We start from the raw sequence: 23061 nt of genomic DNA on the forward strand, positions 1-23061 counted from the left end.
TTGGGAGAAATGAAGGAGAGAATATGCATGACTTCACAAGTGGATCGCTTAATTGAGCGGATAACGGAAGAGCTTCGCGGGGTACCTGGCGTTACAGGAGTCGTTCTCGGGGGATCCAGGGCCAAAGGAACCGCCAGACCGGATTCCGATATCGATATCGGCATTTACTATGATGAAGCCCGAGGTTTCAAGGTGGAGGACATCGCCAAAATCGCGAAGAAATTAGATGACGAGCATCGGGACGGGATTATCACTTCATTGGGCGAATGGGGAGCCTGGGTTAACGGGGGCGGATGGTTAGTGATCGAGGGGTATCATGTGGATTTCTTATTCCGGGATGTGCACCGCGTGTCCGGCATCATCGACGACTGTTCGGCAGGAAAGGTGTCCGCGCATTACCAAACCGGACATCCGCATGCCTATCTGAATGTAATGTACATGGGGGAAATTGCGATCTGCCGCATATTATGGGACTCGGATAACCGCATACAGACTCTGAAAGCCAAAACGTCTCCCTATCCGAAGCCTCTGCAGGATGCAATGATCGGCTATTTCACTTTCGAGGCATCCTTCTCTTTGATGTTGGCGAATAAAACGGCTTCCAGCGATGACGTCACTTATGTTACAGGTCACTGCTTCCGCTCCATTTCGTGCTTGAACCAAGTGCTCTTTGCCAAAAATGAAATGTACTGTATCAATGAGAAGCGTGCGGTGCCCATGATCGAGACCTTCTCCCGCAAGCCGGCGAATTACAAGGAACGCCTGGACCAAGTGATCACGCTGCTCTCATCGGATACAGAAAAAACAAAACAAGCCACTGCGCTGCTTCAGGACCTTATAGCCGAAACGGAAGCTTTGTAGCGCGCATAGCCCTCATTTCTTATTCATCCATTTGTAAGACACACGGTCTGCAAACCGCGGAAACAGCTGATACAGCCTTATGCCAAAGGAGGCCAGCCTCGGAAGATTCAGTTCTTCCTTGCGTTTATGAACCAGCTTTACTACCTGATCCGCAACATAATCCGCCTTCATCATGAACCAGCTTACATTCTTGACATACCCGCCGGTCGGATCGGCCAAGGAAAAGAACGGAGTATCGATCGGCCCGGGGTTTACGGTCGATACGGTTATGCCCGTGTTCCGCAGCTCCTGGCGGAGTGAATTGCTGAACCCAAGCACGGCATGCTTGGTAGCCGAATAAGCCGTGGATTTGGCCGTTCCGATCTTCCCCGCCATGGATGCAATGTTGACGATTTGACCGTCCCCTTGCTTCAGCAAGCCCGGCAGCACCGCTTGCGTACAGCGTACAATGCCCATATAGTTGACGTCCATCATATCCTGAAACTCTTCCTGTGGCATGTCCATAATACTTTCAAACTTGCCGTATCCGGCGTTGTTAATCAGCACATCGATTCTGCCGTGCCGCTGAAATACGGCCTCCATGACAGACGACACCTGCTCAGAGTTCTGAACATCCATGGTTGCCAGCTCGTGGGGACCGGATAAACGCGTACCCACCTCCTGCAGACGATCGGCCGAACGGGCGCACAGAACAACGTAAGCCCCCTGAGCGGAGAGCTTCTCCGCGATCAAGGCACCGATTCCGCTGGATGCTCCCGTAACAACTACAACTTTATGATTCAGCATGATTTCATTATCCCTTTCCTCACCGGCGCAGCGCTCCATTCTAAATATCCACAGAGCAGCTTCACGCACGGACTTGGGTTCATTACTCCTATTTTATGAAATCATGACTTGAATATCCAGCTCTCCGATTCCTTCCATTCGAAGCGGAATACAAAGCGCCTTCTTCTGAATAAGACTGGAGGTGCTATCCGACTTCATTACTTTGGGAGGTGTGATATCCACGCTGACGCCCTGGTTCGATAAAATGGTGCTGGCATTGCCGCTGATCATGTTGCCGAGCTCTGAAATCGCGCTTTGCCCCATCTCATCCATTTCGGTAATGACATAGCCGCCCATCATCACCGATACCATCTGCAGCGCTACCTGCTCCTGAATTCCAAATACGATGTCACCGTTCATTTGGCCTGTCATGCCGATTTGGATCCAGATATGATTCTCCATATATCCGATCTCTTTGACCCCAAGATTCCCCGTGGAGGGTGAAACCTGTATGACTTGTTCGATAACGTGTCGTGCGGACTCTAAAAAAGGATTGATGACTTCCGCTTTCATTCCTCATTACGCCCCTTTCACTGGGTTGTTGGTCAGGGTCCCAAAGTCCCACCTATATATTTAAACATTATAATGGATACCTTGTAATAAATCATCACAAAATAGCGACAGCCCTCATTCCGACCACTGTCTTACGATGTCAGCTATCACTTGAAACGCTTTAGTACGAAGATATTCCTTTCGCTTAAACGGGCCTTAGGTCTCACCTTTTTTCTATGTCTACTTTACTATTATCGGATGGTTTCCCCATCTTTTAATAATAATTAAAATGAAAATAAAAATGTTTTTCATCTTTTTCGGCCGAAAACCATCCGGTTTGCTCCCTTCGTTGCTCCACCGGGGAGAATAACCTATAATTTATAACATACAGGTTGCACGCGATAGATGAGCGGAAGAATATATCAAGAAGGAGGAAGGCTATGAACATCAGCCAATTGGAAACGCTTATTACCATCTCCAAAACGATGAGCTTTCGCAAAGCGGGAGAGCTTCTTAATCTGACACAACCGGCGGTATCCGCCCAGATCAAGAGCTTGGAGGAAGAATTTAAAACGGTGCTGGTGGACCGGAGCCAGCCCGTGACGTTAACAGACCGGGGCCAGGTCTTCGTGGACCATGCCGAGCAGATCCTCGGCATCGTGGATGAGCTGAAGCAGCGGCTGTCCGACCTTGATCAAACCCCCCAGGGCCATATCCAGCTGGGCACAACCACTTCCATAGCGATTCAGATCCTGCCACGGGTACTTTCCTACTTTCAGGATCAATTCCCTCACATAAAAACAACCATTCAATCCATGGCCTCTTCCCAAATCTACCACAGCGTGGAGAACGGGCTTATCGACATCGGGATCGGCTATCTGATCGAGCGCAATCCCAACTTAAGCACATCCGTTCTGTATTACGATACCTTTGAGCTGGTCGTATCCCCCCAGCATCCGCTGGCCAAGCTTTCCACGGCCAACATGGATGTGCTGGCCGGAACCCCCCTTATTCTGCTAACGCGCGACACCGTCGGCCGCCGCTTCGCCGATGAAGTCATGAAGAAGCACGGCGTCGATCCTCAGGTGGTCATGGAGCTGTCCAGCAGCGAAGAAATCAAGCGGATGGTCGAGATCAATCTGGGCGCAGCGATCATATCGAAGCAGTCCGTCGCGACGGAGCTACGAAACGGCACCCTGCAGATCGTTCCCCTAAGCGAGCTTGAAGTCAGCCACCCTGTCGGCGTAATCTATAAGAGCGGGCGTTATGTCAGCTCGGCCATGCGCCAATTCCTTAGCGATCTGAAGGGCATGCCCGAGACCCAATTCATCAGCAGTGAATAATGCCGACCGTCCCATATAACCATAACCAATCAAGCGACATGAAGGAGGTCAATATGAAATTCGATCTGCATACCCATCACTTTCGCTGCGGCCACGCCAACGGCAATATCCGGGATTACATCGAGGCTGCGATCGCAGCAGATTTAAAGGTCATCGGGATTTCCGACCATACGCCATACTTCGGAAGCCCGGAAGAACAGCCCTTCCCGGCCATCTCCATGGCGAAAGCGGACTTTGCGGCCTACGTGCAAGAGGTTCTGGACTTAAAGCGGGAATATGAGGGGAAAATCAAGGTCCTGCTGGGCATCGAATCCGATTATTTCCCGAACCATGCGCAGGTTTACCAGCAGGCGTTATCGGCCTATCCTTTTGACTACATCATCGGCTCCATCCATCACGTCAGGGATGTCAGCATCTTCAACAAGAACCGCTGGAAGAAGCTGACGCCTCAGCAGCAGGTTGCGGATAAAGAGGAATACTTCAATCTGATCCGCCAATCCGCCCGAAGCGGAATGTTCCAGATCATTGCCCATATGGATGCGATGAAGGGCAATTATCCGCTGTTCTCCGAGATCAAAGCCGATGAAGCGATTGAGGAAACGCTGAAAGTCATTGCGGAATCGGGCCTTGCCATCGAAATCAACACGTCCGGCAAAACCAAGCTGTGCGGCGGCTGGTATCCGTCGAACGCCATCTTGGAAGTAGCGCACCATCACGGCGTCGAGGTCACCTTCGGCTCCGATGCCCACAAACCGTCCCGGGTAGGAGATGAATTTGACGAAGTGGCCAAGGTGCTTAAGGAAATCGGATACACGGAATGGGTCTATTTCGAACAAAAACAGAAGGTGCCCGTACCTCTTTAACGGGGTACTCCTTCTGTTTTTTTGCATTTATATGGGTATTGGCGGCAAAATGGGCAAAAAAAGTGGACCCGTTACCGGGTCCGAAACATAATATATATTCTCAAAAGGGGGTCATGTGATAAGTTTAACCCGCGGCTGTTAGAGTTTGATAACAGGTATATTTCAATTGTGTAACAAATTCCAAGTGATCCTTTCAACTTGAAATTTTCAGATTACATATCAGATTACATATCAGATTACATATCCCGCTTTCGCTTAAACCATGGACCGCAGCGTAAGCACGGTAAGCTCCGGCTTGCATAGGAAACGAAAAGGCAGATGCGTCGTGCCGATTCCCCTGTTTACATAGAGCTGCATGCCTTGGGAACCCACGGTATACAGGCCCTCCACGTAACGTTTGGCTCCAGGCGGCGTGACCACCTCGCCCATCCAAGGCAGGCGGATCTGTCCTCCGTGGCTGTGTCCGGATAGCTGAAGATGAAATGGATAGGCTGCCGCAGTATCTGCATAATCCGGCTCGTGCATCAGCAGCAGCTTGAACATGCCTTCGGGCAGATCCCGAATGGCAGCTTCCGGATCCGGCGTTCCCCAGATGCCATCGTCCAACCCCACAACGACGAAGACGGCACCCTCCCGCCTCAGCTTCACGGCGTTGTTGCGCAGCACCTGAAACCCGGCCTCCTCCTCCAGAGCAATCAGCTTCTTCACGTCCCCGTAATCATGGTTGCCTAATATCGAGAATAAGCCTAACGGGGCTTTCAGCTGAGCGAGCGGTTGAATGGCAGCCCTCATATCTTCCGCATTGCCGTCCACCATATCTCCCGTAAAACAGATCATATCCGGTTTTTCATGATGAATGGCTTGCACCACGCGGGCCGCGTTGTCCGCCCCTGCATGAAAGCCCAGATGCAAATCGCTAAACTGGACGATCTTCATCCCATCAAAAGCCTTGGGCAGCGAAGGAAACGTTAGCGTGTGTCTCGTAATATCCAATTGACGAGGCTCCCATAACGACGCATAAGCTCCGCCCGCAAGGCCAGCTCCGGCCAAGACGGAAACGCCGATCTTCAGAAATCGGCGGCGCGACATCCTCTTCTGTTTAAGATCTCGCTTCGCCTCCCCGCCGGCTGTACCCTGGGGCATCTCCGAAGATAGATTTCTCATAGGGGGACATCCTCCTATATAATAATGAAAGAATTCAAGTATTAACGCTCTTATGTTTATTCATATACATGAAATAACAAGAGAAAGGGGTTTATATATGACTGTTAACGATTCGATCGCAGCCATAGTTTCGGCACAGCGGCATTTTTTTCATAAAGATATCACCAAGGAAGTGGATTTCCGTCTCCAGCAGCTGACCAAGCTGCGCCAAATCCTGATTGCCAGAGAGAACGATATCATGGAGGCGCTGCGCAAGGACCTGAACAAGAGTGAACAGGAAGCCTTCACGACCGAGATCGGAATCGTCTACAAGGAACTCTCCTTTATCATAAAGAATTTGAAGCGCTGGGCCAAGCCGCAGCGTGTCAAAACCGCGCTGACGCATGTGGGCAGCAAGGGAATGGTCTACCCAGAGCCCTATGGGACGGTTCTGATTATCGCTCCCTGGAATTATCCTTGGCAGCTGGCCATCTCCCCGCTGATCGGTGCCTTGGCCGCCGGGAACACGGCCATTGTGAAGCCATCCGAACTGACGCCTAACGTATCCGCACTCATTACGGCCATCATGAAGGAGACGTTTGAGCCGGAATACGTGGTTTCTGTAGAGGGAGGACCCGAGGTTAGCACGAGCCTGCTGGAGCAACCTTTGGATTATGTCTTTTTTACCGGCAGCACCCACGTGGGCAAAATCGTTATGGAAGCCGCCGCCAAGCAGCTGACACCGGTAACGCTGGAGCTCGGGGGCAAGAGCCCTTGCATCGTCCACGAGGATGCGCCCCTTGCCCTGGCGGCTTCGCGTATCGCATTCGGCAAGTTCACGAATGCAGGCCAAACGTGCGTCGCTCCCGATTATGTGCTCGTGCACAGCAAGGTGAAAGAGAAGTTCATCGCGCATCTGAAAGACGCCATCACTTCATTCTACGGCGAGACCCCGCTAACCAATCCCGATTATGGGCGCATCGTTTCGGAGAAGCATTTTGACCGGCTTTCCAACTTTCTGGACAACGGAACCCTCCGCCACGGCGGGGGCACGTCGCGGGATAAATTGCTCATCGAGCCCGCCGTGCTGGACGATATCACCTGGGATATGCCGATCATGGAGGAAGAAATCTTCGGCCCGCTGTGTCCGATCCTGACCTATGAGGATCTGCACGAGGCGGTCCAAGCGATTCAAGCCCGTCCCAAGCCGCTCGCGCTTTACCTGTTTACCGAGAATGAAGATGTACAGGATTACGTGCTCTCCTCGGTTTCTTTTGGCGGGGGATGCGTCAACGACACGCTGATGCACCTGGCAACCCCCTTTCTTCCGTTCGGAGGCGTCGGCGAGAGCGGGATCGGCTCGTATCACGGGGAATACAGCTTCCACACATTCTCCCATAGAAAAAGCGTACTTAAGCAAACCAACCGGTTTGATTTTAAATTCCGTTATCCTTCCAAGAACGGGCTGGGCATTTTAAAAAAGCTGATGAAGCCCTAGCTTTCATCCAGCTTTCGCTTTCCTGCCCCGTTAACTATAACTAATAAAGGCGCACCGTTGTCGGCGCGCCTGTTTTACTTGGATGAATGTTTTCTGCGATGCGGCATATCGCCCTTTGTCTTCACTTCGCCGCCCTCCGTCTCCAGTCCGTCGTCGCCGGGCTTAAAGATCCGGCGCAGCGTCCCCAGCATGGACAGCGCATAAGCAACGGTAACGAAGCTGAAGGCAATCTCCAGCACCACGACAAGCCGGGACGTATTATCGACAGGGGCTACATCGCCATACCCGACCGTGACAAACGTCGCCATACTGAAATACAGGAAGGTAATGAACTGGCTCAGCAAATCCTGACCGAGGTTCTCGCCTTCGAAGGAAACGCCTCCGAACAGCTTATAAATCGACATATACACCACCGTGAAAAATAGAATGCACATCCCCGCCGCCATGCTGATCCGAACCAGGGTCGTTTTCATATCGACATGCTGATGGACAGAGTCTGCAATCTTATCGAAGATATACAGCACATAGAAAATAACGGAACATAATGAAAACAGCAGGATCAAGGCCCGCATGCCACCTTCGCCGGGCACGACATGCATGAGATCAATCCAGCCGAGCAAATCCTCGACCGATATCAGGACATAAATAAGCAGCGGCGCCAGCAGCAAAGGCCTGCTGGACCACTTCTTGTCCATGCTGTAAAACAGATAGATCAACGACAGCAAGCCCGCCAAATTGAGCAGCCACATCCACCAAGACATCTCTAGTCCCTCCTTGAGGCCCGCAACCCGCAGGCCGTGCCATTACGTCCTATTACCCTCGAAACGGCACCTCTGCACCTGGAGGTCATTGGCAGCTTGGCAGCTGGCAAGAGCTGACTTTAGTCCTGGTCGAAGTCTGGATATCTTGTGCTGCGTCGCTCAACACTCGCCTGCGGTAATTCCGAAAGCTTGTGCGATGCGCCGCTAACATTTAACGGTTCTTCTCCATCCACGACACGGCATAATCCACCATGGCCCGCTGTTCAGCCAATATGCAGTCGGCTTTTCCTACGCGTCCATGGATATACGCATCGGGGCACTGCGCTTCGAACGAAGCCCCTAATGCCTCGAAGTCGTCCGAATGATAGTTGATATCCTGAAACGCCTCCCACACTGTCACTCCCTGCACCCTGCGGACTGGCGCGTGGGCGGTGACCGCCTCCTTGCCCTTCCAATTCGCGCGGTATTCGCTGAGGTGGAACGACGTATTGTTGCCATAACCACTGCCCAGCATTAGCACGAACGCGCCCGCCTCATACAATCGTGCCAGCGGAGAAGCTTCGCCTAAGCTATGGTCCAGCGGATGGGATTGCATTAGGTCCCTGGCCTCCCTGCCGCGTGCCGCAAACGAAACATGCGGATGAGCGCTTCGGATAACCCCTTCTTGTTTACGGAACACTTCCGGAATGATCCCCATCCCCGAAGTGACCGTCAGATCCGGATCATAGGGCGGCATGCCCTCGCGAATCAGATTCCACCATTTTGGATCGGCCGGCGGATTTCCCCATGTCTTTGGATCGGTTAAGTTCGCGGATTGGGTCGGCATCACCAGCGTCCCTTCTTCCCCCAGTACGTCTTCGAGTGCCAGTATGACGGCCTCCGGACCGCCGACGATCCACCCGCCCACACTCTTGAGCGAAGAATGGACGAGCAAGGTCATGCCTTTCCGGACGCCCAAAGCGGCCAATTCATCGCTAATATCCTTTATCGTAATCGGTCTTTCTATGATCAAGTGACTCACCTCAGATTCAATTCGAAGATTTCCTATCCTATGAAAAAACACATAAATTATAGCACACAACAAAAAGCGCCTGTACCGAAGCCCATGCCCCGGTCAGACGCCTTGGTATTGAAGTTAACCGATTAAACGCCAAGCCAGCGCTTAAACAGGTGTTTGGTCGTATCCTTGTTCATTTCCGCAATGGACGTTGTCAGCGGAATGCCCTTCGGACAAGAACGCACGCAGTTCTGCGAGTTGCCGCAGCCCTCGATGCCTCCATCCTGCATCAGCGCTTCCAAACGCTCCTCCTTGTTCATCTCGCCTGTCGGGTGAGCATTGAACAAGCGAACCTGGGAGATCGCGGCCGGTCCGATAAAGTCCGTTTTTTCGTTGACGTTCGGACAAGCCTCCAGGCAAACGCCGCAGGTCATGCACTTGGACAGCTCGTAAGCCCACTGACGCTTCTTCTCCGCCATTTTGGGGCCGGGACCAAGGTCATAGGTGCCGTCGATCGGAATCCACGCTTTCACGCGCTTGAGGGCCGTGAACATGCGGCTGCGGTCGATCACCAAGTCTCTCACGACCGGGAACGTCTTCATCGGCTGAATCCGAATCGGCTGCTCCAGCTTATCGATCAAGGCCGCGCATGCTTGGCGCGGCTTCCCGTTGATGACCATGGAGCAAGCTCCGCACACTTCTTCCAGGCAGTTGGAGTCCCAGCATACGGGTGCGGTGGTTTGGCCCTGCGCATTTTTGGGATTGCGCTGAATTTCCATCAGCGCACTAATGACGTTCATGCCGGGACGGTACGGAATTTCGAATTCCTCGGTATAGGACTTCGTCTCCGGATTGTCCTGACGTGTAATGATAAATTTAACGCTCTTTGAGGCAGCTGCCGTTTGAGACATCGTAAATCCCCCTTCCTTCTTACTTGTCTTTCGAATAGTCGCGAATCCGCGGCGGGATTAAGGAAACATCCACTTCTTCATATGAAATCTGTGGTCCATCCGGCGTCCAGGTTGCTTTGGTTGTCTTGAGGAAGTCTTCATCGTTACGATCCGGGAATTCCGGCTTGTAGTGAGCGCCCCGGCTTTCGTTCCGGAGAAGCGCACCCAGCGTCATGGCCTCGGACAGCTCCAGCATGTTCCACAGCTGACGCGTGAACGCCACGCCCTGGTTGTTCCAGCGGGAGGTATCCGTCATATTGATATTGCGGTAACGCTGCTTCAATTCCTTGATTTTGCCGATGGTTGCTTCGAGCTTGTCATTGTAACGAACAACCGTCATGTTGTTGGTCATCCATTCACCGAGCTCTTTATGGATCACGTAAGCATTCTCGGTTCCTTCCATCTTGAGCAGGCCTTCGTACTTGGTGGTTTGCTCTTTCGCTGCGCGGTCAAATACCGTGGAGGAAACATCCTCTGCGGATTTCTTCAGGCCTTTGACGTATTCGATCGCTTTCGGTCCGGCCACCATGCCGCCGTAAATGGCGGATACCAGGGAGTTGGCTCCCAAACGGTTCGCGCCGTGATATTGATACTCGCATTCGCCGGCTGCGAACAGCCCTGGAATGTTGGTCATTTGGTTGTAATCGACCCACATGCCGCCCATGGAGTAATGGACTGCCGGGAAGATTTTCATCGGGATTTTGCGCGGATCGTCGCCCATGAATTTCTCATAGATTTCAATGATGCCGCCGAGCTTGACGTCCAGCTCTTTCGGATCCTTATGGGAAAGGTCCAGGTAAACCATGTTCTCGCCGTTGATGCCGAGTCCCATATCAACGCAGACGGAGAAGATTTCGCGCGTAGCGATATCGCGCGGCACCAGATTTCCGTAAGCAGGGTATTTCTCTTCGAGGAAATACCAAGGCTTGCCGTCTTTATAGGTCCAAATCCGTCCGCCTTCGCCGCGTGCCGACTCGGACATCAAGCGGAGCTTGTCGTCGCCCGGAATGGCCGTCGGGTGGATCTGGATGAACTCGCCGTTCGCATAATGAACGCCTTGCTGATACACCGCACTGGCCGCTGTTCCCGTATTGATAACCGAGTTGGTCGTTTTTCCGAAAATAATGCCGGGACCGCCGCTGGCGAGAATGACGGCTTCGGCCTTGAACGACTTGATCTCCATCGAGCGCAGATCCTGGGCGGCAATACCGCGGCATACGCCTTCGTCGTCGATGACCGCATTCAGGAACTCCCAGTTCTCGTATTTGGTCACAAGCCCCGCGGTTTCCCAGCGGCGAACCTGCTCGTCAAGCGCGTACAGCAGCTGCTGGCCGGTGGTCGCGCCGGCAAACGCGGTACGATGGCGCTTCGTTCCGCCGAAGCGGCGGAAATCGAGCAGGCCTTCCGGCGTGCGGTTAAACATAACGCCCATGCGGTCCATCAAGTGGATAATGCCCGGCGCCGCCTCGCACATCGCTTTGACCGGAGGCTGATTCGCAAGGAAGTCGCCGCCGTAAACGGTATCGTCAAAGTGCTCCCAAGGAGAGTCACCTTCACCTTTCGTATTTACGGCTCCATTGATGCCGCCTTGCGCGCACACGGAGTGAGAGCGTTTAACGGGTACAAGCGAGAATAGATGAACGTGAGCGCCTGCTTCCGCCGCTTTGATGGTTGCCATCAGCCCGGCGAGGCCGCCGCCCACTACGATAATATTAGATGCCATTTTTCGTTCACTCCCCTTTAACTTAAGACTGTCTTAACTACGTCGATCGCTGCCGTCGCCGCCTGGAATTCGGAACCGCGGAATGCTGTCATGGCAAGAACGAACAGCACGCTCATCAATACGAACAAGCCCATGCAGATGTAAGTGGATACCTTCTGCGCGCGCGGACCGACGGTGATGCCCCAGCTGACGAGGAACGCCCACAGGCCGTTAGCGAAGTGGAAGGTAGCGGAAACAACGCCGATGACGTACAGAATAAACAGAACCGGATTGTTCATGATGCCGTGCATCGTCGCGCCCAAATCGTCATGCGTGATTTTGCCGATCATGATTTGGAAGCGCGTATCGTACATATGCCAGATGACAAAAACGAACGTAATAACGCCGGTGATCCGTTGGATGGTGAAGCGGATGTTCCGTTCATAGTTGTAGTTGCCCACGTTGTTATTCGCCTGGTAAGCGATGTATAACCCGTAGACGCCGTGATATAGCAATGGCAGCCAGATCAGGAACAGCTCGAGGAAAAAAATCAGCGGCATGCTGTTCAAAAAATGCACCGCGCTCGCGAAGCCTTCCTTTCCACCCTCGAAAGCCTTAAAGTTGGAAATCATATGGCTGAGCAAAAATGCCCCAAGCGGTATGACACCGAGCAAAGAATGCAGCTTTCTGGAATAATACCCTTTCATCAGTTGACGTTCCCCTTTCCAATGTACAGCGTTTTCATTTTCAATCTTTCCTATTTTCAGAACAATTACACTTCCCCTGCCCTAAAAGAGGTTGTTCAAAAAGCCTTGCAACGACAAAAAGTTGCCTATTTCAGCAATCGTGTGAACAACTTGTGTCATGTTTCATGTTACTCCTTTTTTTCTTATAATGGAATTGCAATATAATTATTAATCGTTATAATCTATACGCATAAGCAACGTTTTGCACGCATGTCTATTTTAATAGGAGGATTTCCATGTTCGAAGAACTGGACGTGTTCGCCGTCGTCGTGGAGCAATCCAGCATCAATCAAGCCTCCAAGCTGCTCAACCTGTCACAGCCGGCCCTGTCCCGAAAAATAGCCAAACTGGAGGACCAGCTCGGACTGCAGCTGTTCAACCGCCGCGGCAAAAGGCTGGAGCTTACCTCAATTGGGCAGATTGTGTATACCTTCGCCCTGGAGCAGCGCCAGCAGCAGATCAAATTCTTGCAGACCTTGGCCCATTACCGGGAAGGGGACCAAATCTCGATTAACCTGGGCGCCAGTCTGACCACGCTGCAGACCACCCTGCCCCCGCTGGTCAATGCCTTCATGGAGCGTCATCCGTCAGCCGAAATCAAGCTCATCACCGGCAAGACCCATGAAATCGTGTCTTATGTAAGGGATAAACGGGTCGATGTCGGCATTGTTGCTTCATCCATCAACCAGCCGGGCTTGAACTGCATCCCGCTGTTCGATGACCATCTGGAGCTTGTCATCCCGTCTTCACATCCGCTGGCGGAAATCGAGGATGTGGGCATCGAACAGCTTCAAGGCTTGCCGATGATCATATTTTCGACAGGAACCTGGTACCGCAAGCTGACGGACGATCTGTTTCACCGCTGGGGCATCATGCCCGATATCCGGATGGAGATCGACTCCTTCGAAGCGATCGTCAGGCTGATCCCGACCTGCAAGGCGGCCGCGCTGCTGCCCAAATCCTATCTGAGGCCGCAGCTGCTGTCCGATAACGGGCTCGTCGACATTCATATTCCGGCACTCATCGAAACCCGGCGAACGACTTCGCTGATCTACGGTCAAGCCTCGGAGCTGAGCAAGGCGGCCAGCCGCTGGATCGAAGAAACGGAGATCCTGTTCCGCAAGCTGGAGGAAGATAAATCGAAAAAAAACTGACGATATTTCGCAATCGTCAGTTTTTTCTACTATATTTATTTCTCGAGCATATTCACGACTTCGGACTCAAAGCGGTCCACGTTGTCATTGGAGCCGATGACGACCATAATGTCGCCGGAATTCACGACGTCCATGGCCGTCGGAGCCACGATAATGCCGGACTGTTTATTCAGCGCCACCACGCTGACACCGTACCGGACCCTCGTATTAAGCTCGCTCAGCGTTTTTCCGTCCATGCAGTCCGTGACCGTCATCTCCACAATCAGATAATCCTTGGATAATTCGATATAATCAAGCAGGTTTGGCGTCACGAGCTGGTGCGCTACCCGGATCCCCATATCCCGCTCGGGAAAGATGACCCGGTCCACGCCAAGCTTCTCCAGCGCCCGGCCGTGCAGCACCGATATCGCCTTGGCAACGACCATCGCGACACCCAGCTCTTTCAACAGGATGGCGGAGAGGATGCTCATCTGAATGTCGTTCCCGATCGCAACGATCCCGCAGTCGAAGTTGCGGATGCCAAGCGATTTAAGCACTTCCTCATCCGTCGCGTCCGCCACCACCGTATGCGTCAGCAGCTCGCTCATGTCCTCGACGACCTCTTCGTTCCGGTCGATGCCGAGCACCTCATACCCCTGTTCCATCAGCTCCAGCGCCAGACTGGCGCCAAATCGCCCCAAACCGATGATTGCAAATTGCTTTGGTTTCATGTCTCTCCTATACCCCTTATCCAATTATCATTTTGCCTTCCGGATGACGATATAATTCTTTACCCTTTTTCGGCCCCAGTGCATAAGCAAGCGTCAACGGCCCCAATCGACCCGCAAACATCGTAAGGCTGATCAGGATCTTGCCGAACACGGTCAAATCGGGCGTTAAGCCCATGGAGAGACCTACCGTACCGAAGGCGGATGTCGTTTCGAATAGAATCTCCAGGAAGTCCCCTTCCTCTGTCGTCGACAGAATCATCGAGACGGTTAGAACGAGCAGCAGGGCCAGCAAGGCAATGGTCAGTGCCTTCAGCACCCGCTCCTGGGCCAGGCGATAACGGAACATGACGATGTCTTCCCGCCCGCGCATCATCGCGATCACCGCCCCTACCATAATGGTAAAGGTCGTGGTTTTGATGCCGCCGCCGGTTGACCCTGGAGATGCTCCGATAAACATCAGGATGACGATAAAAAATTGCGTTGCCTGTCTGAGCCCCGTAATATCTATAGTATTCGCGCCCGCCGTACGCGGCGTTACGGATTGGAATAACGCGCCGAAGAATTTTCCGCCCCAGTTCAGGGAACCCAGCGTTCTCGGATTGGTAAATTCAAATATGAGAATGACGATAAATCCGACCGCAAGCAAGGCAGCCGTCATCGTGAGCACCACCTTGGAGTGCAGGGAGAGCCTCCGCTGTTTTCGATAATCGATCAGATCGGACAGCACAATAAATCCAATGCCCCCGGAAACAATCAAGAACATCACGACGAAGTTGACTACCGGATCGTATACATACCCGGTCAAACTCCGAAAATCGCCAAACAAATCGAAGCCGGCGTTGTTAAACATCGTCACCGCATGAAAAACACCGTAGTAGATCGCCCGGCCCAGCGGCATATCAAACGCCCAACGAATCGATAAAAGGACTGCGCCGCAGGCCTCGATGACGAGGGAGTACAGCAATACTCTGCGTATCAGCCTTACGATGCCTTCCATCGAGGACTGATTCATCGCTTCCTGTAAGATTAGACGGTCTTTGAGCGATATGCGTCTTTTCAGAACCAAGGCGAATAAAGTAGCCATCGTCATGAATCCGAGCCCGCCGATTTGAATCAGCAGCATGATCACGACTTCTCCGAAGGAACTGAATGTCGTTCCCGTATCCACCACGACCAGGCCCGTTACGCACGTTGCCGAGGTCGAAGTGAACAAGGCGTCAGTAAATCCAAGCGGTTCGCCCGTCGTCGTCGAGATTGGCAGCATTAACAGCCCGGTCCCGATGAAGATGATGGCCGCAAAACCAAGCACGAGAATTTGGGGCGGAGACAATGTAAGCCAGTTTAATTTAGCGTTCAATCGGACACCTTCTTTAAAAAAATCAACGAAAAAAGACACTGGAAAACGCAGTGCCTTTCGGTCTGGTTCCTGTGCAACAGCCTACGAGGTTAGCTGACGGATTCGGGCATTTCCACAGGTCGCCCTATTCATTATTCCGGGAATAATGAAATTCACCCCAATTACATGGTTCCCCCATTTTCATTACGAAATTCGGCTGGAATATTCGGTTCCTTCAAGCATGATGTGATTATAACTCAATCCGTTACGTAACCCAATGCCGTTTTTCGCCCGAAATATCTTTAAAAGAGCGCGAATTGGGCATATTCAAGAATACAAGCGTAGGGTTCTCTAACGTTTTCGAAACCTTTCATTCATTTTCATCGATTTATTTCAATATTCCGATAATTGGGATAAGCTGCTTATGGCTTTCATACTATGTTATATTGACTCTATGCGTTCTTAATCAGGCATATCGAATACCAGTGGGAGTATCAACTTTCTTAGAGGAGGAATTTCATGAATCGTGCAAGAGAGCCCTTGAAGCTGAAGCCCAATCTGAAGCAGCTCATCGCGCCTGCCGCAGTCGGCCTGATTCTGTTCCTATTATTTCAGGTATTTCCGTGGGCGAATCCGGACGATGCCGAGATGGCCTCACCGGATATCATTTCCAAGGAGCAGGCTCGGCAGGCAGCTTCAAGGTTTGCTCAGGAGCATCTGCAGTTTGCGGCTGCGGACACGGACGAAGCCTTGGTTACATATCAATCCAAATCGGAACTTTACGGATATCTGGCGAAGGAGAAGAGGCTTTCGGAATATAACAAAACCTATGAAGCCAAATATCCCTATGACGTATACCGCGTTCGCTTCAGCGAGCCTGGAGGCGATGCCCTCAATGTGGACGTGCACATGCAGAATTCCGGCATCGTCGGATTCTCGTATGATTATGCCCGTTCCAGCTTTGACCGGATCGAGCTGAACAAGGGCGAGATTCAGAGGCAGATGCTGCTCGTCGTTGAGGACGGCATGACATTGGCCGAGAAGCAGGCGCTGGCGGAGCCATGGCTTCAGCGGGCGGGTTATGACCTGTCGAATCTGGAGCTGGTTACGAAGGAGGGGGAGCCCCGTCTCAAATATGTGGACCCTGAATCCAGGATCGGGGACTCCAGGCTGGAGCACCGCTTCACCTTCGAGCAGGGGAAATTGCGCTCTTATGAGCCCTCCTTCTCGGTCCCGGCCGCCCACTCCGCTTATGTCAACAAGCAGACGCAGGATGCCACGCTGCTGACGCTCGCAGGGTACGGCCTGTTCACCCTAATCCTGGGCATTCTTGCGATTGTGTACAGCGTGAAGACCAGAGCCTACACCTCGTTTAAGCGCGGCCTGTTCTTATCGGCGCTGCTGTTCGTCATTCAGATGCTGAATACGTATAACCTGATTCCCGTTTTCAAATCGGAAGGCATGTCGCAAACCGGCGTGCTCGGGATGATGATTTTCTATGCCGTCTATTCGCTCGTTTTCTCCGCCCTGCTCTATTTCTCCCTTGTCGGCGGCAGCGGGCTGTGGCATAAAGAAGACGGGCTCAATCCATGGCCGCGCGCCAAAGAACCCGGATACGGGCATTACGTGCTGGACAGCATGAAGCTGGGGTATATGTGGGCCTTCATCCTGCTTGGCGTCCAATCCGTCATCTTTATCGGTCTTGGTCTGACCCTGAATACATGGTCCACCACGGATGCGACGCAATCGCCTTACAACATGCTGTATCCCTGGCTGTTTCCGTTGATGGCCTGGCTGGCCGGCATATCCGAGGAGGCCGTGTACCGGCTGTTCGGCATCAAGATGGTGAAAAAGATCGTCCGCAACACCTTTGTCGCAAGCTTGATCACCTCGCTTATCTGGGCGCTGGGACATACGCTCTATCCGATATACCCCGTGATCTCCCGACCGATTGAGCTGGTCATCATCGGTTTGCTGTTCAGCTACATCTTCTTGAAATACGGGTATTTGGCGGCGATGTTCTCCCATGTCATCTTCAACAGCATCCTGATGGGCATCAGCCTGATCATGCTCAAGGATGCAGCCAACTTGCTGACCGGCGCTTTTTACATGGTACTTCCGGCGATTGTAGCCTATGCGATTTACCGTTTCAACCCGACAAAAAAAGAGAAGCCGTATGTCACGACTCCTCCTCACGAAGTGCATTAAGAATATCCGTTGCTAATTTTTCACCGATGGAAAGGGGCTTGAAGTCTTCGACTGAAGCCTCTTTTATTTTTTTGACCGAGCCAAAATGCTTCAGCAGCATTTTGCGGCGCTTCTCCCCGATGCCCGGTATCGAATCCAGCTTGGACGTCACCATCGATTTCCCGCGCTGCTCGCGGTGGAAAGAAATCGCGAAACGGTGAACCTCATCCTGAATGCGCTGGAGCAAATAGAACTCCTGGCTGTCCCGAGGCAGCGACACCGGCTCCGGCGGGTCTCCGACCATCAGCTGCGCCGTTTTATGCTTGGCATCCTTCACAAGCCCGCAGACCGGGACGAACAGCCCCAGTTCATTCTCCAGCACGTCGATGGCTGCTGAGATCTGTCCCTTCCCCCCATCGACGACAATGAGGTCCGGAAGCGGCAGGTTCTCCTTCAATACACGCTCGTACCGCCGCCGGATCACTTCACGCATCGTATCGTAATCGTCCGGCCCCTGCACGGTACGAATCTTATATTTGCGATATTCCTTCTTATCCGGTTTCCCGTTGGTGAATACGACCATGGCCGATACCGGATTTGTGCCCTGGATGTTCGAGTTATCAAACGCCTCGATCCGGTTCAGCGACTGGAGGCCGATCACCTCGCCCAGATTGGCCGCTGCAACCGAGGTCCGTTCTTCATCGCGCTCAATCAAGCGGAATTTCTCGTCCAGCGACACCTTCGCGTTATCCGACGCCATGCCGACCATCTGTTTCTTCAAGCCCCGCTGCGGCACGTGAACCTTCACGCCCAGCCATTCCTGCAAGGCGGCAGCGCCCCCGGCAGCATCCACGAGGCCAGCGGCCTCCGCCTGCTCCGCTTGGGCTTGGACAAGGACTTCCTGCTGTTCTTCGGATGTATCCGCGGTCAGCTTCTTCTCCGTTTCCGCGGCTTCGTCTGCGTTCCGGGCACCCTGATCCCCGGCGCTATCAGTGGCCGTCTCGGAGCCGGTCTCCTCTGCCAACAGCGGCCCAGGCAGCAGAATTTCCTGCGGCAATGCAGGATTATCGCTGTAATACTGGGCTATGAACGACATGAAATCACTGTGCGCATCCCCGTAGAACGGAAAAACGGACTTGTTGCGCTGCACCATTTTGCCTTGGCGCATGTACAGAATCTGCACGCACATCCAGCCTTTGTCCACGGCATAACCGAATACGTCGCGATCCCGCGTATCCGTTGTCGTGATCTTCTGCTTCTCCATCAAGGTATCGATATGGATGATTTGGTCCCGCAGCTCCTTGGCACGCTCGAAATACAAATCCTCCGCGGCCTCCTGCATCTTTCGCTGCAGTTCCTTCTTGATCTCTTCGTGCCCGCCGCTCAGGAAGGAAGTAATCTCTCCCGTAATCTGTTCATAGGCGGATTTCGGCACTTCCTTCACGCATGGAGCCAAGCATTGTCCCATATGGTAATACAAGCAGACCTCTTTCGGCATCACGCCGCATTTGCGCAGTGGATACATCCGGTCCAGCAGCTTTTTGGTCTGCTGCGCCGCATACGCGTTCGGATAAGGACCGAAGTATTTAGCTTTATCTTTAAGCACCCTCCTGGTCACTTCCAGGCGAGGATGCTCTTCATTCGTTATTTTAAGGTAGGGATAGGTTTTATCGTCCTTCAGCAGCACATTGAATCTCGGCTGATGGGTTTTGATCAGATTGCACTCCAGAATTAACGCTTCCATGTTGCTGCCCGTCACGATGTATTCGAAATCGCGGATTTCCGAAACGAGCATCTGGGTCTTCCCGTTATGGCTCCCGGTAAAATACGAGCGCACCCGATTCTTCAGCACTTTGGCCTTGCCCACGTAAATAATCGTGCCTTCATGGTTCTTCATCAGGTAGCAGCCCGGCTGATCCGGCAGCAATGCCAGCTTGTGGCGAATATTCTCCTGCGCCTTCTCCTGCTCCTGAAGCCGTTTGGCAGAATCGTCCATGCTATTCCTCCTCTCCAAGGAGATGTATGATATTAACGTTATAAATATATACCATGATAATGAACCACACAAAGCGCCTCCGGGTTACACCGAAGGCGCTGTATGAAAGCGGATTGCAGTCTATGGCAAATCCTACTTATTGATGTTTTGCAATAATGCCCTTCAAGGCTTCTTTGGAGTTCAGACCTACGACTTTATCGACAGGCTGGCCGTCTTTAAAGAAGATCATGGTCGGAATGCTCATGACGCCAAAGCGTGCAGCGGATTCCGGATTCTCATCCACGTTCACCTTTGCAATTTTTACATCATCGCCGAGTTCTAAAGACAATTCGTCCAGAATCGGAGCAAGCATTTTACAAGGGCCGCACCATGGCGCCCAGAAATCAACTACAACCGTGCCTTGTCCTTCTACTTCATTGACGAAGGTTTGGTCGGTAACATTGACGATAGCCATTGTATTCTCCTCCTCACAGGATAAGATCGGGTAAAGTGCGAATCATAATTGTCGAATGGGTCGACGAATTTAGTATACCACAATCGGCCGGAAAAAGTGAAATATACTCACCTAAAGAAAGAGGTTTTCACGGGATTTTTATGCAATCTTTACAAATGATTTGCGCATTGGGTATACTACTAGTAACAAGTCGGGTGACGGTCAAGTTTTTCGTGTTCGCACGGCATGTTCACCTTTTGAGGAGGCAAGCACCATGGATGTAAACGTACGCGTTAACGATCCACGGGAGCACATCAATGAAGAACCACGCAATGACTTTGGCGATTTGATGATGGGCTTCGTGGGGATGTTCGGTTTCATGACCATCATCTTTTTCGGATTCGTCATTATCAAGTTCTTGGTCGGTTAATATTTGATGATTCCTTGTGCACAGATAAAAAGTCTGATCCTGCCGCGCTCCATGCGCAAGCGGGATCAGACTTTTTACGCTTCAGGGGACGTTTGTCCACTCTGTTCATGTGCTTGTTGCAAACGTCTAGAACTTCCCTCTCTGGTTCTCTCCGAACAAATGAACGACATCCACGAAAGGCGCGATCCGGTTCATCAACCGCTGCCCTTTGTGAAGCTCCTCGCCGTCCTTGCTCGTGAAGCTGAGATGCTGCTCCAGCCCGTCGAGCGGATAGTTCGACGTATAGAAGGTCGGCAGCCGGTTCATCCGGAAATTCAGAATGGAACCGAGAACATGATCTCGTACCCACGGATTCAAATTCTCCGCTCCAATGTCGTCAAAGATCAGCAGGTCGCAATGCTTCATCGTCTCGACCATGTCCTTCAGCTTCTGGCCGTCCTGCATCATGCTTTTCAGATCTTCCACGAAGTCGGGCATATAGACGATCACGCCGGAGTGGCCCGCTTTGGCAAGCTCATGCATCAGGTAGCCCATCAGGTACGTTTTCCCGGTACCGAACGAACCGGTCAGATACAAGCCGCGCGGGGACAAGCCGTTCTCCTTCGTATCCCGGATATATTTGAAGACCTGGTGCACCGCAGGTGCCCGCAAGCGGTCCTTCGCCATAATCTCCATGTTGTCGTACCCTTCGCTCAAGGCATGCTCGTCAACATAAAAGCTGCGAATCCGCTTTTTGATCTGATCCTCATTGGTTTTTGCAATCTGCAGGGAGCACGGCGCCTTCCGTTCATAGATCTCCACCGTGCCGTTCATCCGCTGAATATCCAGCTTGCTGAAATGTCCCTGGAAATCATTCGGACACCGGTCCAGACCCGGGCATGCCTGGCAGTGGGCCTGGTCTCCCGCATATTGATACAGCTTGCTTAAATTCAATCGTATGACCCGGTCATCGATCTCGGGATATTCGCTTCGCAGTGCTTGAATCAGCGGATTCCTGAGCAAATCCTCCGTAATCTGCTCGGTTCTGCGCAGGAGCGCAGTACTTTTCATGCTTTCCAGCAGTTCACCAAGGGACTCCATCACCTGTTCCCTCCTCTCTTAAGCGGGATTTTCCTTACCCGCCCTTCTTGTTGCCAGCCTGCATTTCTGCCGCAAACCGCATCATTTCTTCGAACTCCTCATCCGATACGGCCTCCGCCTGATCGGACTCCAAAGCCACTGGAATTTCCGGCTTCGCCTTTCCGCCTTTAGCGTATGTACGCGTGCGCTGCGAGGCTCCCTTCTGCTTGCCTTTCATCTTGGCTTGATCCCGTATATACTGAACGGCTTTCTCATAGCTGTTAACTTGCTTCAGCAGCATATTGGAAGCGATGGCCTCCACAAAGTTGCGGTTGATCCGCTGCTCGCCGCCTGCGGCAATGAGCGACATCAAATAATGAATGAGCACGTTGATGACTTCGCCCGGCAGCTTGTAGCTCAGGTCGATCTTTTCGAAGATGTCCAGAAACTGCGCGGGAACCGAGCCCGGGAAGAACGTCTGCAGGAGCCGTGTATAAGGCTCGTTACGAAGCATCATATTATATTGGTGAATATCGCATTTGGACTGGAACTGGGCCGGAACCTCGACGTAATATTCCATCTGTACGGCATGCTCCTGCGCAGGCTCGTCCGGATCGGCCGTCATCTCCTGATGCAGGGCTACCACCTTGCCCGCCGTAATCTGCCGCTTCTCCTGCATCTTCATTCCCTGCCTAAAGTGTAGGCTGGCTTTGTGCTGCAAATCGTCCAGGACAACCTCGCCGTGCTCGGTAAAGATGCCGTCCTCGTCAAGCAGCCGGCACAAATCCTGCGTGCTGAGATCGTACTTGCGTACGACGTAATTCACGATGCCCATCTGCTCATGGTCGTAGCGAAGACGCTCCACAAAGACGCGATTGCGGGATTCGCGCGGGAATCGCAGAATAATGTCCGCGTAGTTCAAGCCTTCTCCCTGCGGATTCGGCGGCAGCACCGGCTTCCTTGATACCGCTACCTCTTCCAGCGCCTGCTCCAATTCATAATCAATGACATGCGTGTTCAACTCGAAAATATCGTAAAAGGGAACAGAAATGTTCTCCTTGTTCAGGGAAATGCCGGACCATTCCAGGGGTTCCTTGCTCCAAAGCTCTTCCCTCAGCGACAGGACTGCGAATTTTCCCACCTTATCGCGAAGCAGCAGCGTCAGATGCTGGGTGTTGAAGAACTCCGCCGGACTGAGCGGCGCCTGCAGCTCATATTCATAGACATGGTCGTCCGTTTCCGGGACGAACATCCGGCTGGTCTGCAGCAATCCTACCGCTTCCAGCTTGGAGGTTTGCTCAATGAGATAGCGGCGTCCTTTTTCGCTGGGCTCAAGCCCTAATGTCAAGAATAATCTTCGCTGCTGTTCAATGGCCGAATAGCCCACCTTCTCCAGCGGCACATGCGATACGAGAAGACGGTACAGGCTGACCGCAAACGCGCCGACCATCGGTTGATATATCGAACCAAGCATTTTGTCGTCCAGGCCGCTTAAGCAGAAGTCACGGTATACGCAGTAACGGTGATTCTCTGTAAAATGTAAAAAATTAGTCATGCGCATCGTTTATGCTCCCC

At 52.5% G+C, this 23061-nt stretch carries 21 protein-coding genes and 1 riboswitch; of the genes, 7 read left to right on the forward strand and 14 right to left on the reverse strand.

The window, feature by feature from the left end; genetic code table 11:
- The first annotated feature begins 27 nt into the window (after nucleotides 1-27).
- Complete coding sequence (locus AC3RCL_RS27085; RefSeq protein ID WP_492533101.1) at nucleotides 28-861, forward strand: nucleotidyltransferase domain-containing protein; 834 nt, start codon at nucleotides 28-30, stop codon at nucleotides 859-861.
- 12 nt (nucleotides 862-873) lie between these two features.
- Here AC3RCL_RS27085 and AC3RCL_RS27090 read toward each other — a convergent pair whose 3' ends face one another.
- Nucleotides 874-1647 (reverse strand): SDR family NAD(P)-dependent oxidoreductase, encoded by a 774-nt coding sequence (locus AC3RCL_RS27090; RefSeq protein WP_492533103.1) that lies wholly within the window; start codon nucleotides 1645-1647, stop codon nucleotides 874-876.
- Between the two features lie 93 nt (nucleotides 1648-1740).
- Complete coding sequence (locus tag AC3RCL_RS27095) at nucleotides 1741-2199, reverse strand: chemotaxis protein CheX (protein WP_009593072.1); 459 nt, start codon at nucleotides 2197-2199, stop codon at nucleotides 1741-1743.
- A 419-nt stretch (nucleotides 2200-2618) separates the two neighbouring features.
- Between AC3RCL_RS27095 and AC3RCL_RS27100 the strand changes: the two genes are divergently transcribed.
- Both AC3RCL_RS27100 and AC3RCL_RS27105 read left to right on the forward strand, forming a co-directional pair.
- Entirely contained in the window at nucleotides 2619-3521 is a 903-nt protein-coding gene (locus AC3RCL_RS27100; protein WP_009593067.1) for a LysR family transcriptional regulator, read from the forward strand.
- 53 nt (nucleotides 3522-3574) lie between these two features.
- Nucleotides 3575-4384 (forward strand): histidinol-phosphatase, encoded by an 810-nt coding sequence (locus AC3RCL_RS27105; protein ID WP_492533105.1) that lies wholly within the window; start codon nucleotides 3575-3577, stop codon nucleotides 4382-4384.
- Between the two features lie 255 nt (nucleotides 4385-4639).
- Here the strand turns inward: AC3RCL_RS27105 and AC3RCL_RS27110 are convergent, their stop codons facing one another.
- Nucleotides 4640-5548: a metallophosphoesterase gene (locus AC3RCL_RS27110; protein ID WP_492533107.1), complete on the reverse strand. Its 909-nt coding sequence runs from the start codon at nucleotides 5546-5548 to the stop codon at nucleotides 4640-4642.
- Between the two features lie 97 nt (nucleotides 5549-5645).
- On the opposite strand from AC3RCL_RS27110, the gene AC3RCL_RS27115 reads away from it, so the two are divergent.
- A complete protein-coding gene (locus AC3RCL_RS27115; RefSeq protein WP_492533109.1) occupies nucleotides 5646-7025 on the forward strand; it encodes an aldehyde dehydrogenase in 1380 nt (459 codons plus the stop codon).
- A 74-nt stretch (nucleotides 7026-7099) separates the two neighbouring features.
- On the opposite strand, the gene AC3RCL_RS27120 is transcribed toward AC3RCL_RS27115, so the two are convergent.
- From AC3RCL_RS27120 to AC3RCL_RS27140, 5 genes are all read right to left on the reverse strand, one after another.
- Nucleotides 7100-7786, reverse strand: coding sequence for a potassium channel family protein (locus tag AC3RCL_RS27120; RefSeq protein WP_096776630.1), 687 nt, complete (start codon nucleotides 7784-7786; stop codon nucleotides 7100-7102).
- A gap of 211 nt (nucleotides 7787-7997) precedes the next feature.
- Entirely contained in the window at nucleotides 7998-8798 is an 801-nt protein-coding gene (locus AC3RCL_RS27125; protein WP_492533111.1) for an AAC(3) family N-acetyltransferase, read from the reverse strand.
- A gap of 131 nt (nucleotides 8799-8929) precedes the next feature.
- Nucleotides 8930-9694 carry a succinate dehydrogenase iron-sulfur subunit gene (sdhB, locus tag AC3RCL_RS27130; RefSeq protein ID WP_076324823.1) on the reverse strand — a complete coding sequence of 255 codons (765 nt, stop codon included), beginning with the start codon at nucleotides 9692-9694 and terminating at the stop codon, nucleotides 8930-8932.
- A gap of 19 nt (nucleotides 9695-9713) precedes the next feature.
- Entirely contained in the window at nucleotides 9714-11456 is a 1743-nt protein-coding gene (gene sdhA / locus AC3RCL_RS27135) for a succinate dehydrogenase flavoprotein subunit (RefSeq protein WP_015737404.1), read from the reverse strand.
- A gap of 17 nt (nucleotides 11457-11473) precedes the next feature.
- Nucleotides 11474-12142, reverse strand: a complete 669-nt coding sequence (locus AC3RCL_RS27140; protein ID WP_015737405.1) for a succinate dehydrogenase cytochrome b558 subunit — start codon at nucleotides 12140-12142, stop codon at nucleotides 11474-11476.
- A gap of 275 nt (nucleotides 12143-12417) precedes the next feature.
- Here AC3RCL_RS27140 and AC3RCL_RS27145 point away from each other — a divergent pair, with 275 nt between their 5' ends.
- Nucleotides 12418-13335, forward strand: coding sequence for a LysR family transcriptional regulator (locus AC3RCL_RS27145; protein WP_015737406.1), 918 nt, complete (start codon nucleotides 12418-12420; stop codon nucleotides 13333-13335).
- 35 nt (nucleotides 13336-13370) lie between these two features.
- Here AC3RCL_RS27145 and AC3RCL_RS27150 read toward each other — a convergent pair whose 3' ends face one another.
- Together AC3RCL_RS27150 and AC3RCL_RS27155 are read right to left on the reverse strand one after the other, a co-directional pair.
- Nucleotides 13371-14045: a potassium channel family protein gene (locus AC3RCL_RS27150; protein WP_009592874.1), complete on the reverse strand. Its 675-nt coding sequence runs from the start codon at nucleotides 14043-14045 to the stop codon at nucleotides 13371-13373.
- Between the two features lie 16 nt (nucleotides 14046-14061).
- Nucleotides 14062-15402, reverse strand: a complete 1341-nt coding sequence (locus tag AC3RCL_RS27155; protein WP_096776633.1) for a TrkH family potassium uptake protein — start codon at nucleotides 15400-15402, stop codon at nucleotides 14062-14064.
- Between the two features lie 63 nt (nucleotides 15403-15465).
- Nucleotides 15466-15610, reverse strand: a riboswitch (cyclic di-AMP (ydaO/yuaA leader).
- A gap of 290 nt (nucleotides 15611-15900) precedes the next feature.
- Between AC3RCL_RS27155 and AC3RCL_RS27160 the strand changes: the two genes are divergently transcribed.
- Nucleotides 15901-17589: a CPBP family intramembrane glutamic endopeptidase gene (locus AC3RCL_RS27160; protein WP_096776634.1), complete on the forward strand. Its 1689-nt coding sequence runs from the start codon at nucleotides 15901-15903 to the stop codon at nucleotides 17587-17589.
- Here AC3RCL_RS27160 and uvrC read toward each other — a convergent pair.
- Together uvrC and trxA are read right to left on the reverse strand one after the other, a co-directional pair.
- Nucleotides 17561-19564 (reverse strand): excinuclease ABC subunit UvrC, encoded by a 2004-nt coding sequence (gene uvrC, locus AC3RCL_RS27165; RefSeq protein WP_492533116.1) that lies wholly within the window; start codon nucleotides 19562-19564, stop codon nucleotides 17561-17563. The two genes, AC3RCL_RS27160 and uvrC, sit on opposite strands and share 29 nt — an antisense overlap.
- Nucleotides 19565-19700: 136 nt before the next feature.
- Nucleotides 19701-20018 (reverse strand): thioredoxin, encoded by a 318-nt coding sequence (gene trxA, locus AC3RCL_RS27170; RefSeq protein WP_492533118.1) that lies wholly within the window; start codon nucleotides 20016-20018, stop codon nucleotides 19701-19703.
- 253 nt (nucleotides 20019-20271) lie between these two features.
- Between trxA and AC3RCL_RS27175 the strand changes: the two genes are divergently transcribed.
- Nucleotides 20272-20427, forward strand: coding sequence for a hypothetical protein (locus tag AC3RCL_RS27175; RefSeq protein ID WP_006212594.1), 156 nt, complete (start codon nucleotides 20272-20274; stop codon nucleotides 20425-20427).
- 126 nt (nucleotides 20428-20553) lie between these two features.
- Here the strand turns inward: AC3RCL_RS27175 and dnaI are convergent, their stop codons facing one another.
- Nucleotides 20554-21507: a primosomal protein DnaI gene (dnaI, locus tag AC3RCL_RS27180; protein ID WP_492533121.1), complete on the reverse strand. Its 954-nt coding sequence runs from the start codon at nucleotides 21505-21507 to the stop codon at nucleotides 20554-20556.
- A 34-nt stretch (nucleotides 21508-21541) separates the two neighbouring features.
- Nucleotides 21542-23047 (reverse strand): replication initiation and membrane attachment family protein, encoded by a 1506-nt coding sequence (locus AC3RCL_RS27185; protein WP_492533123.1) that lies wholly within the window; start codon nucleotides 23045-23047, stop codon nucleotides 21542-21544.
- Nucleotides 23048-23061: the final 14 nt, after the last annotated feature.

The organism is Paenibacillus sp. MT86 (assembly GCF_058792535.1).

What these genes read in the sequence shown, in the direction of transcription:
- AC3RCL_RS27100 (WP_009593067.1), top strand. Translation starts at nt 2,619, where the DNA reads ATGAACATCAGCCAATTGGAAACGCTTATTACCATCTCCAAAACGATG.
- dnaI (WP_492533121.1), bottom strand. Translation starts at nt 21,507, where the DNA reads ATGGAGTCCCTTGGTGAACTGCTGGAAAGCATGAAAAGTACTGCGCTC.
- AC3RCL_RS27090 (WP_492533103.1), bottom strand. Translation starts at nt 1,647, where the DNA reads ATGCTGAATCATAAAGTTGTAGTTGTTACGGGAGCATCCAGCGGAATC.
- AC3RCL_RS27145 (WP_015737406.1), top strand. Translation starts at nt 12,418, where the DNA reads ATGTTCGAAGAACTGGACGTGTTCGCCGTCGTCGTGGAGCAATCCAGC.
- AC3RCL_RS27095 (WP_009593072.1), bottom strand. Translation starts at nt 2,199, where the DNA reads ATGAAAGCGGAAGTCATCAATCCTTTTTTAGAGTCCGCACGACACGTT.
- AC3RCL_RS27120 (WP_096776630.1), bottom strand. Translation starts at nt 7,786, where the DNA reads ATGTCTTGGTGGATGTGGCTGCTCAATTTGGCGGGCTTGCTGTCGTTG.
- uvrC (WP_492533116.1), bottom strand. Translation starts at nt 19,564, where the DNA reads ATGGACGATTCTGCCAAACGGCTTCAGGAGCAGGAGAAGGCGCAGGAG.
- AC3RCL_RS27085 (WP_492533101.1), top strand. Translation starts at nt 28, where the DNA reads ATGACTTCACAAGTGGATCGCTTAATTGAGCGGATAACGGAAGAGCTT.
- trxA (WP_492533118.1), bottom strand. Translation starts at nt 20,018, where the DNA reads ATGGCTATCGTCAATGTTACCGACCAAACCTTCGTCAATGAAGTAGAA.
- AC3RCL_RS27105 (WP_492533105.1), top strand. Translation starts at nt 3,575, where the DNA reads ATGAAATTCGATCTGCATACCCATCACTTTCGCTGCGGCCACGCCAAC.
- AC3RCL_RS27110 (WP_492533107.1), bottom strand. Translation starts at nt 5,548, where the DNA reads ATGAGAAATCTATCTTCGGAGATGCCCCAGGGTACAGCCGGCGGGGAG.
- AC3RCL_RS27175 (WP_006212594.1), top strand. Translation starts at nt 20,272, where the DNA reads ATGGATGTAAACGTACGCGTTAACGATCCACGGGAGCACATCAATGAA.
- AC3RCL_RS27150 (WP_009592874.1), bottom strand. Translation starts at nt 14,045, where the DNA reads ATGAAACCAAAGCAATTTGCAATCATCGGTTTGGGGCGATTTGGCGCC.
- sdhB (WP_076324823.1), bottom strand. Translation starts at nt 9,694, where the DNA reads ATGTCTCAAACGGCAGCTGCCTCAAAGAGCGTTAAATTTATCATTACA.
- AC3RCL_RS27115 (WP_492533109.1), top strand. Translation starts at nt 5,646, where the DNA reads ATGACTGTTAACGATTCGATCGCAGCCATAGTTTCGGCACAGCGGCAT.
- AC3RCL_RS27185 (WP_492533123.1), bottom strand. Translation starts at nt 23,047, where the DNA reads ATGCGCATGACTAATTTTTTACATTTTACAGAGAATCACCGTTACTGC.
- AC3RCL_RS27140 (WP_015737405.1), bottom strand. Translation starts at nt 12,142, where the DNA reads ATGAAAGGGTATTATTCCAGAAAGCTGCATTCTTTGCTCGGTGTCATA.
- sdhA (WP_015737404.1), bottom strand. Translation starts at nt 11,456, where the DNA reads ATGGCATCTAATATTATCGTAGTGGGCGGCGGCCTCGCCGGGCTGATG.
- AC3RCL_RS27160 (WP_096776634.1), top strand. Translation starts at nt 15,901, where the DNA reads ATGAATCGTGCAAGAGAGCCCTTGAAGCTGAAGCCCAATCTGAAGCAG.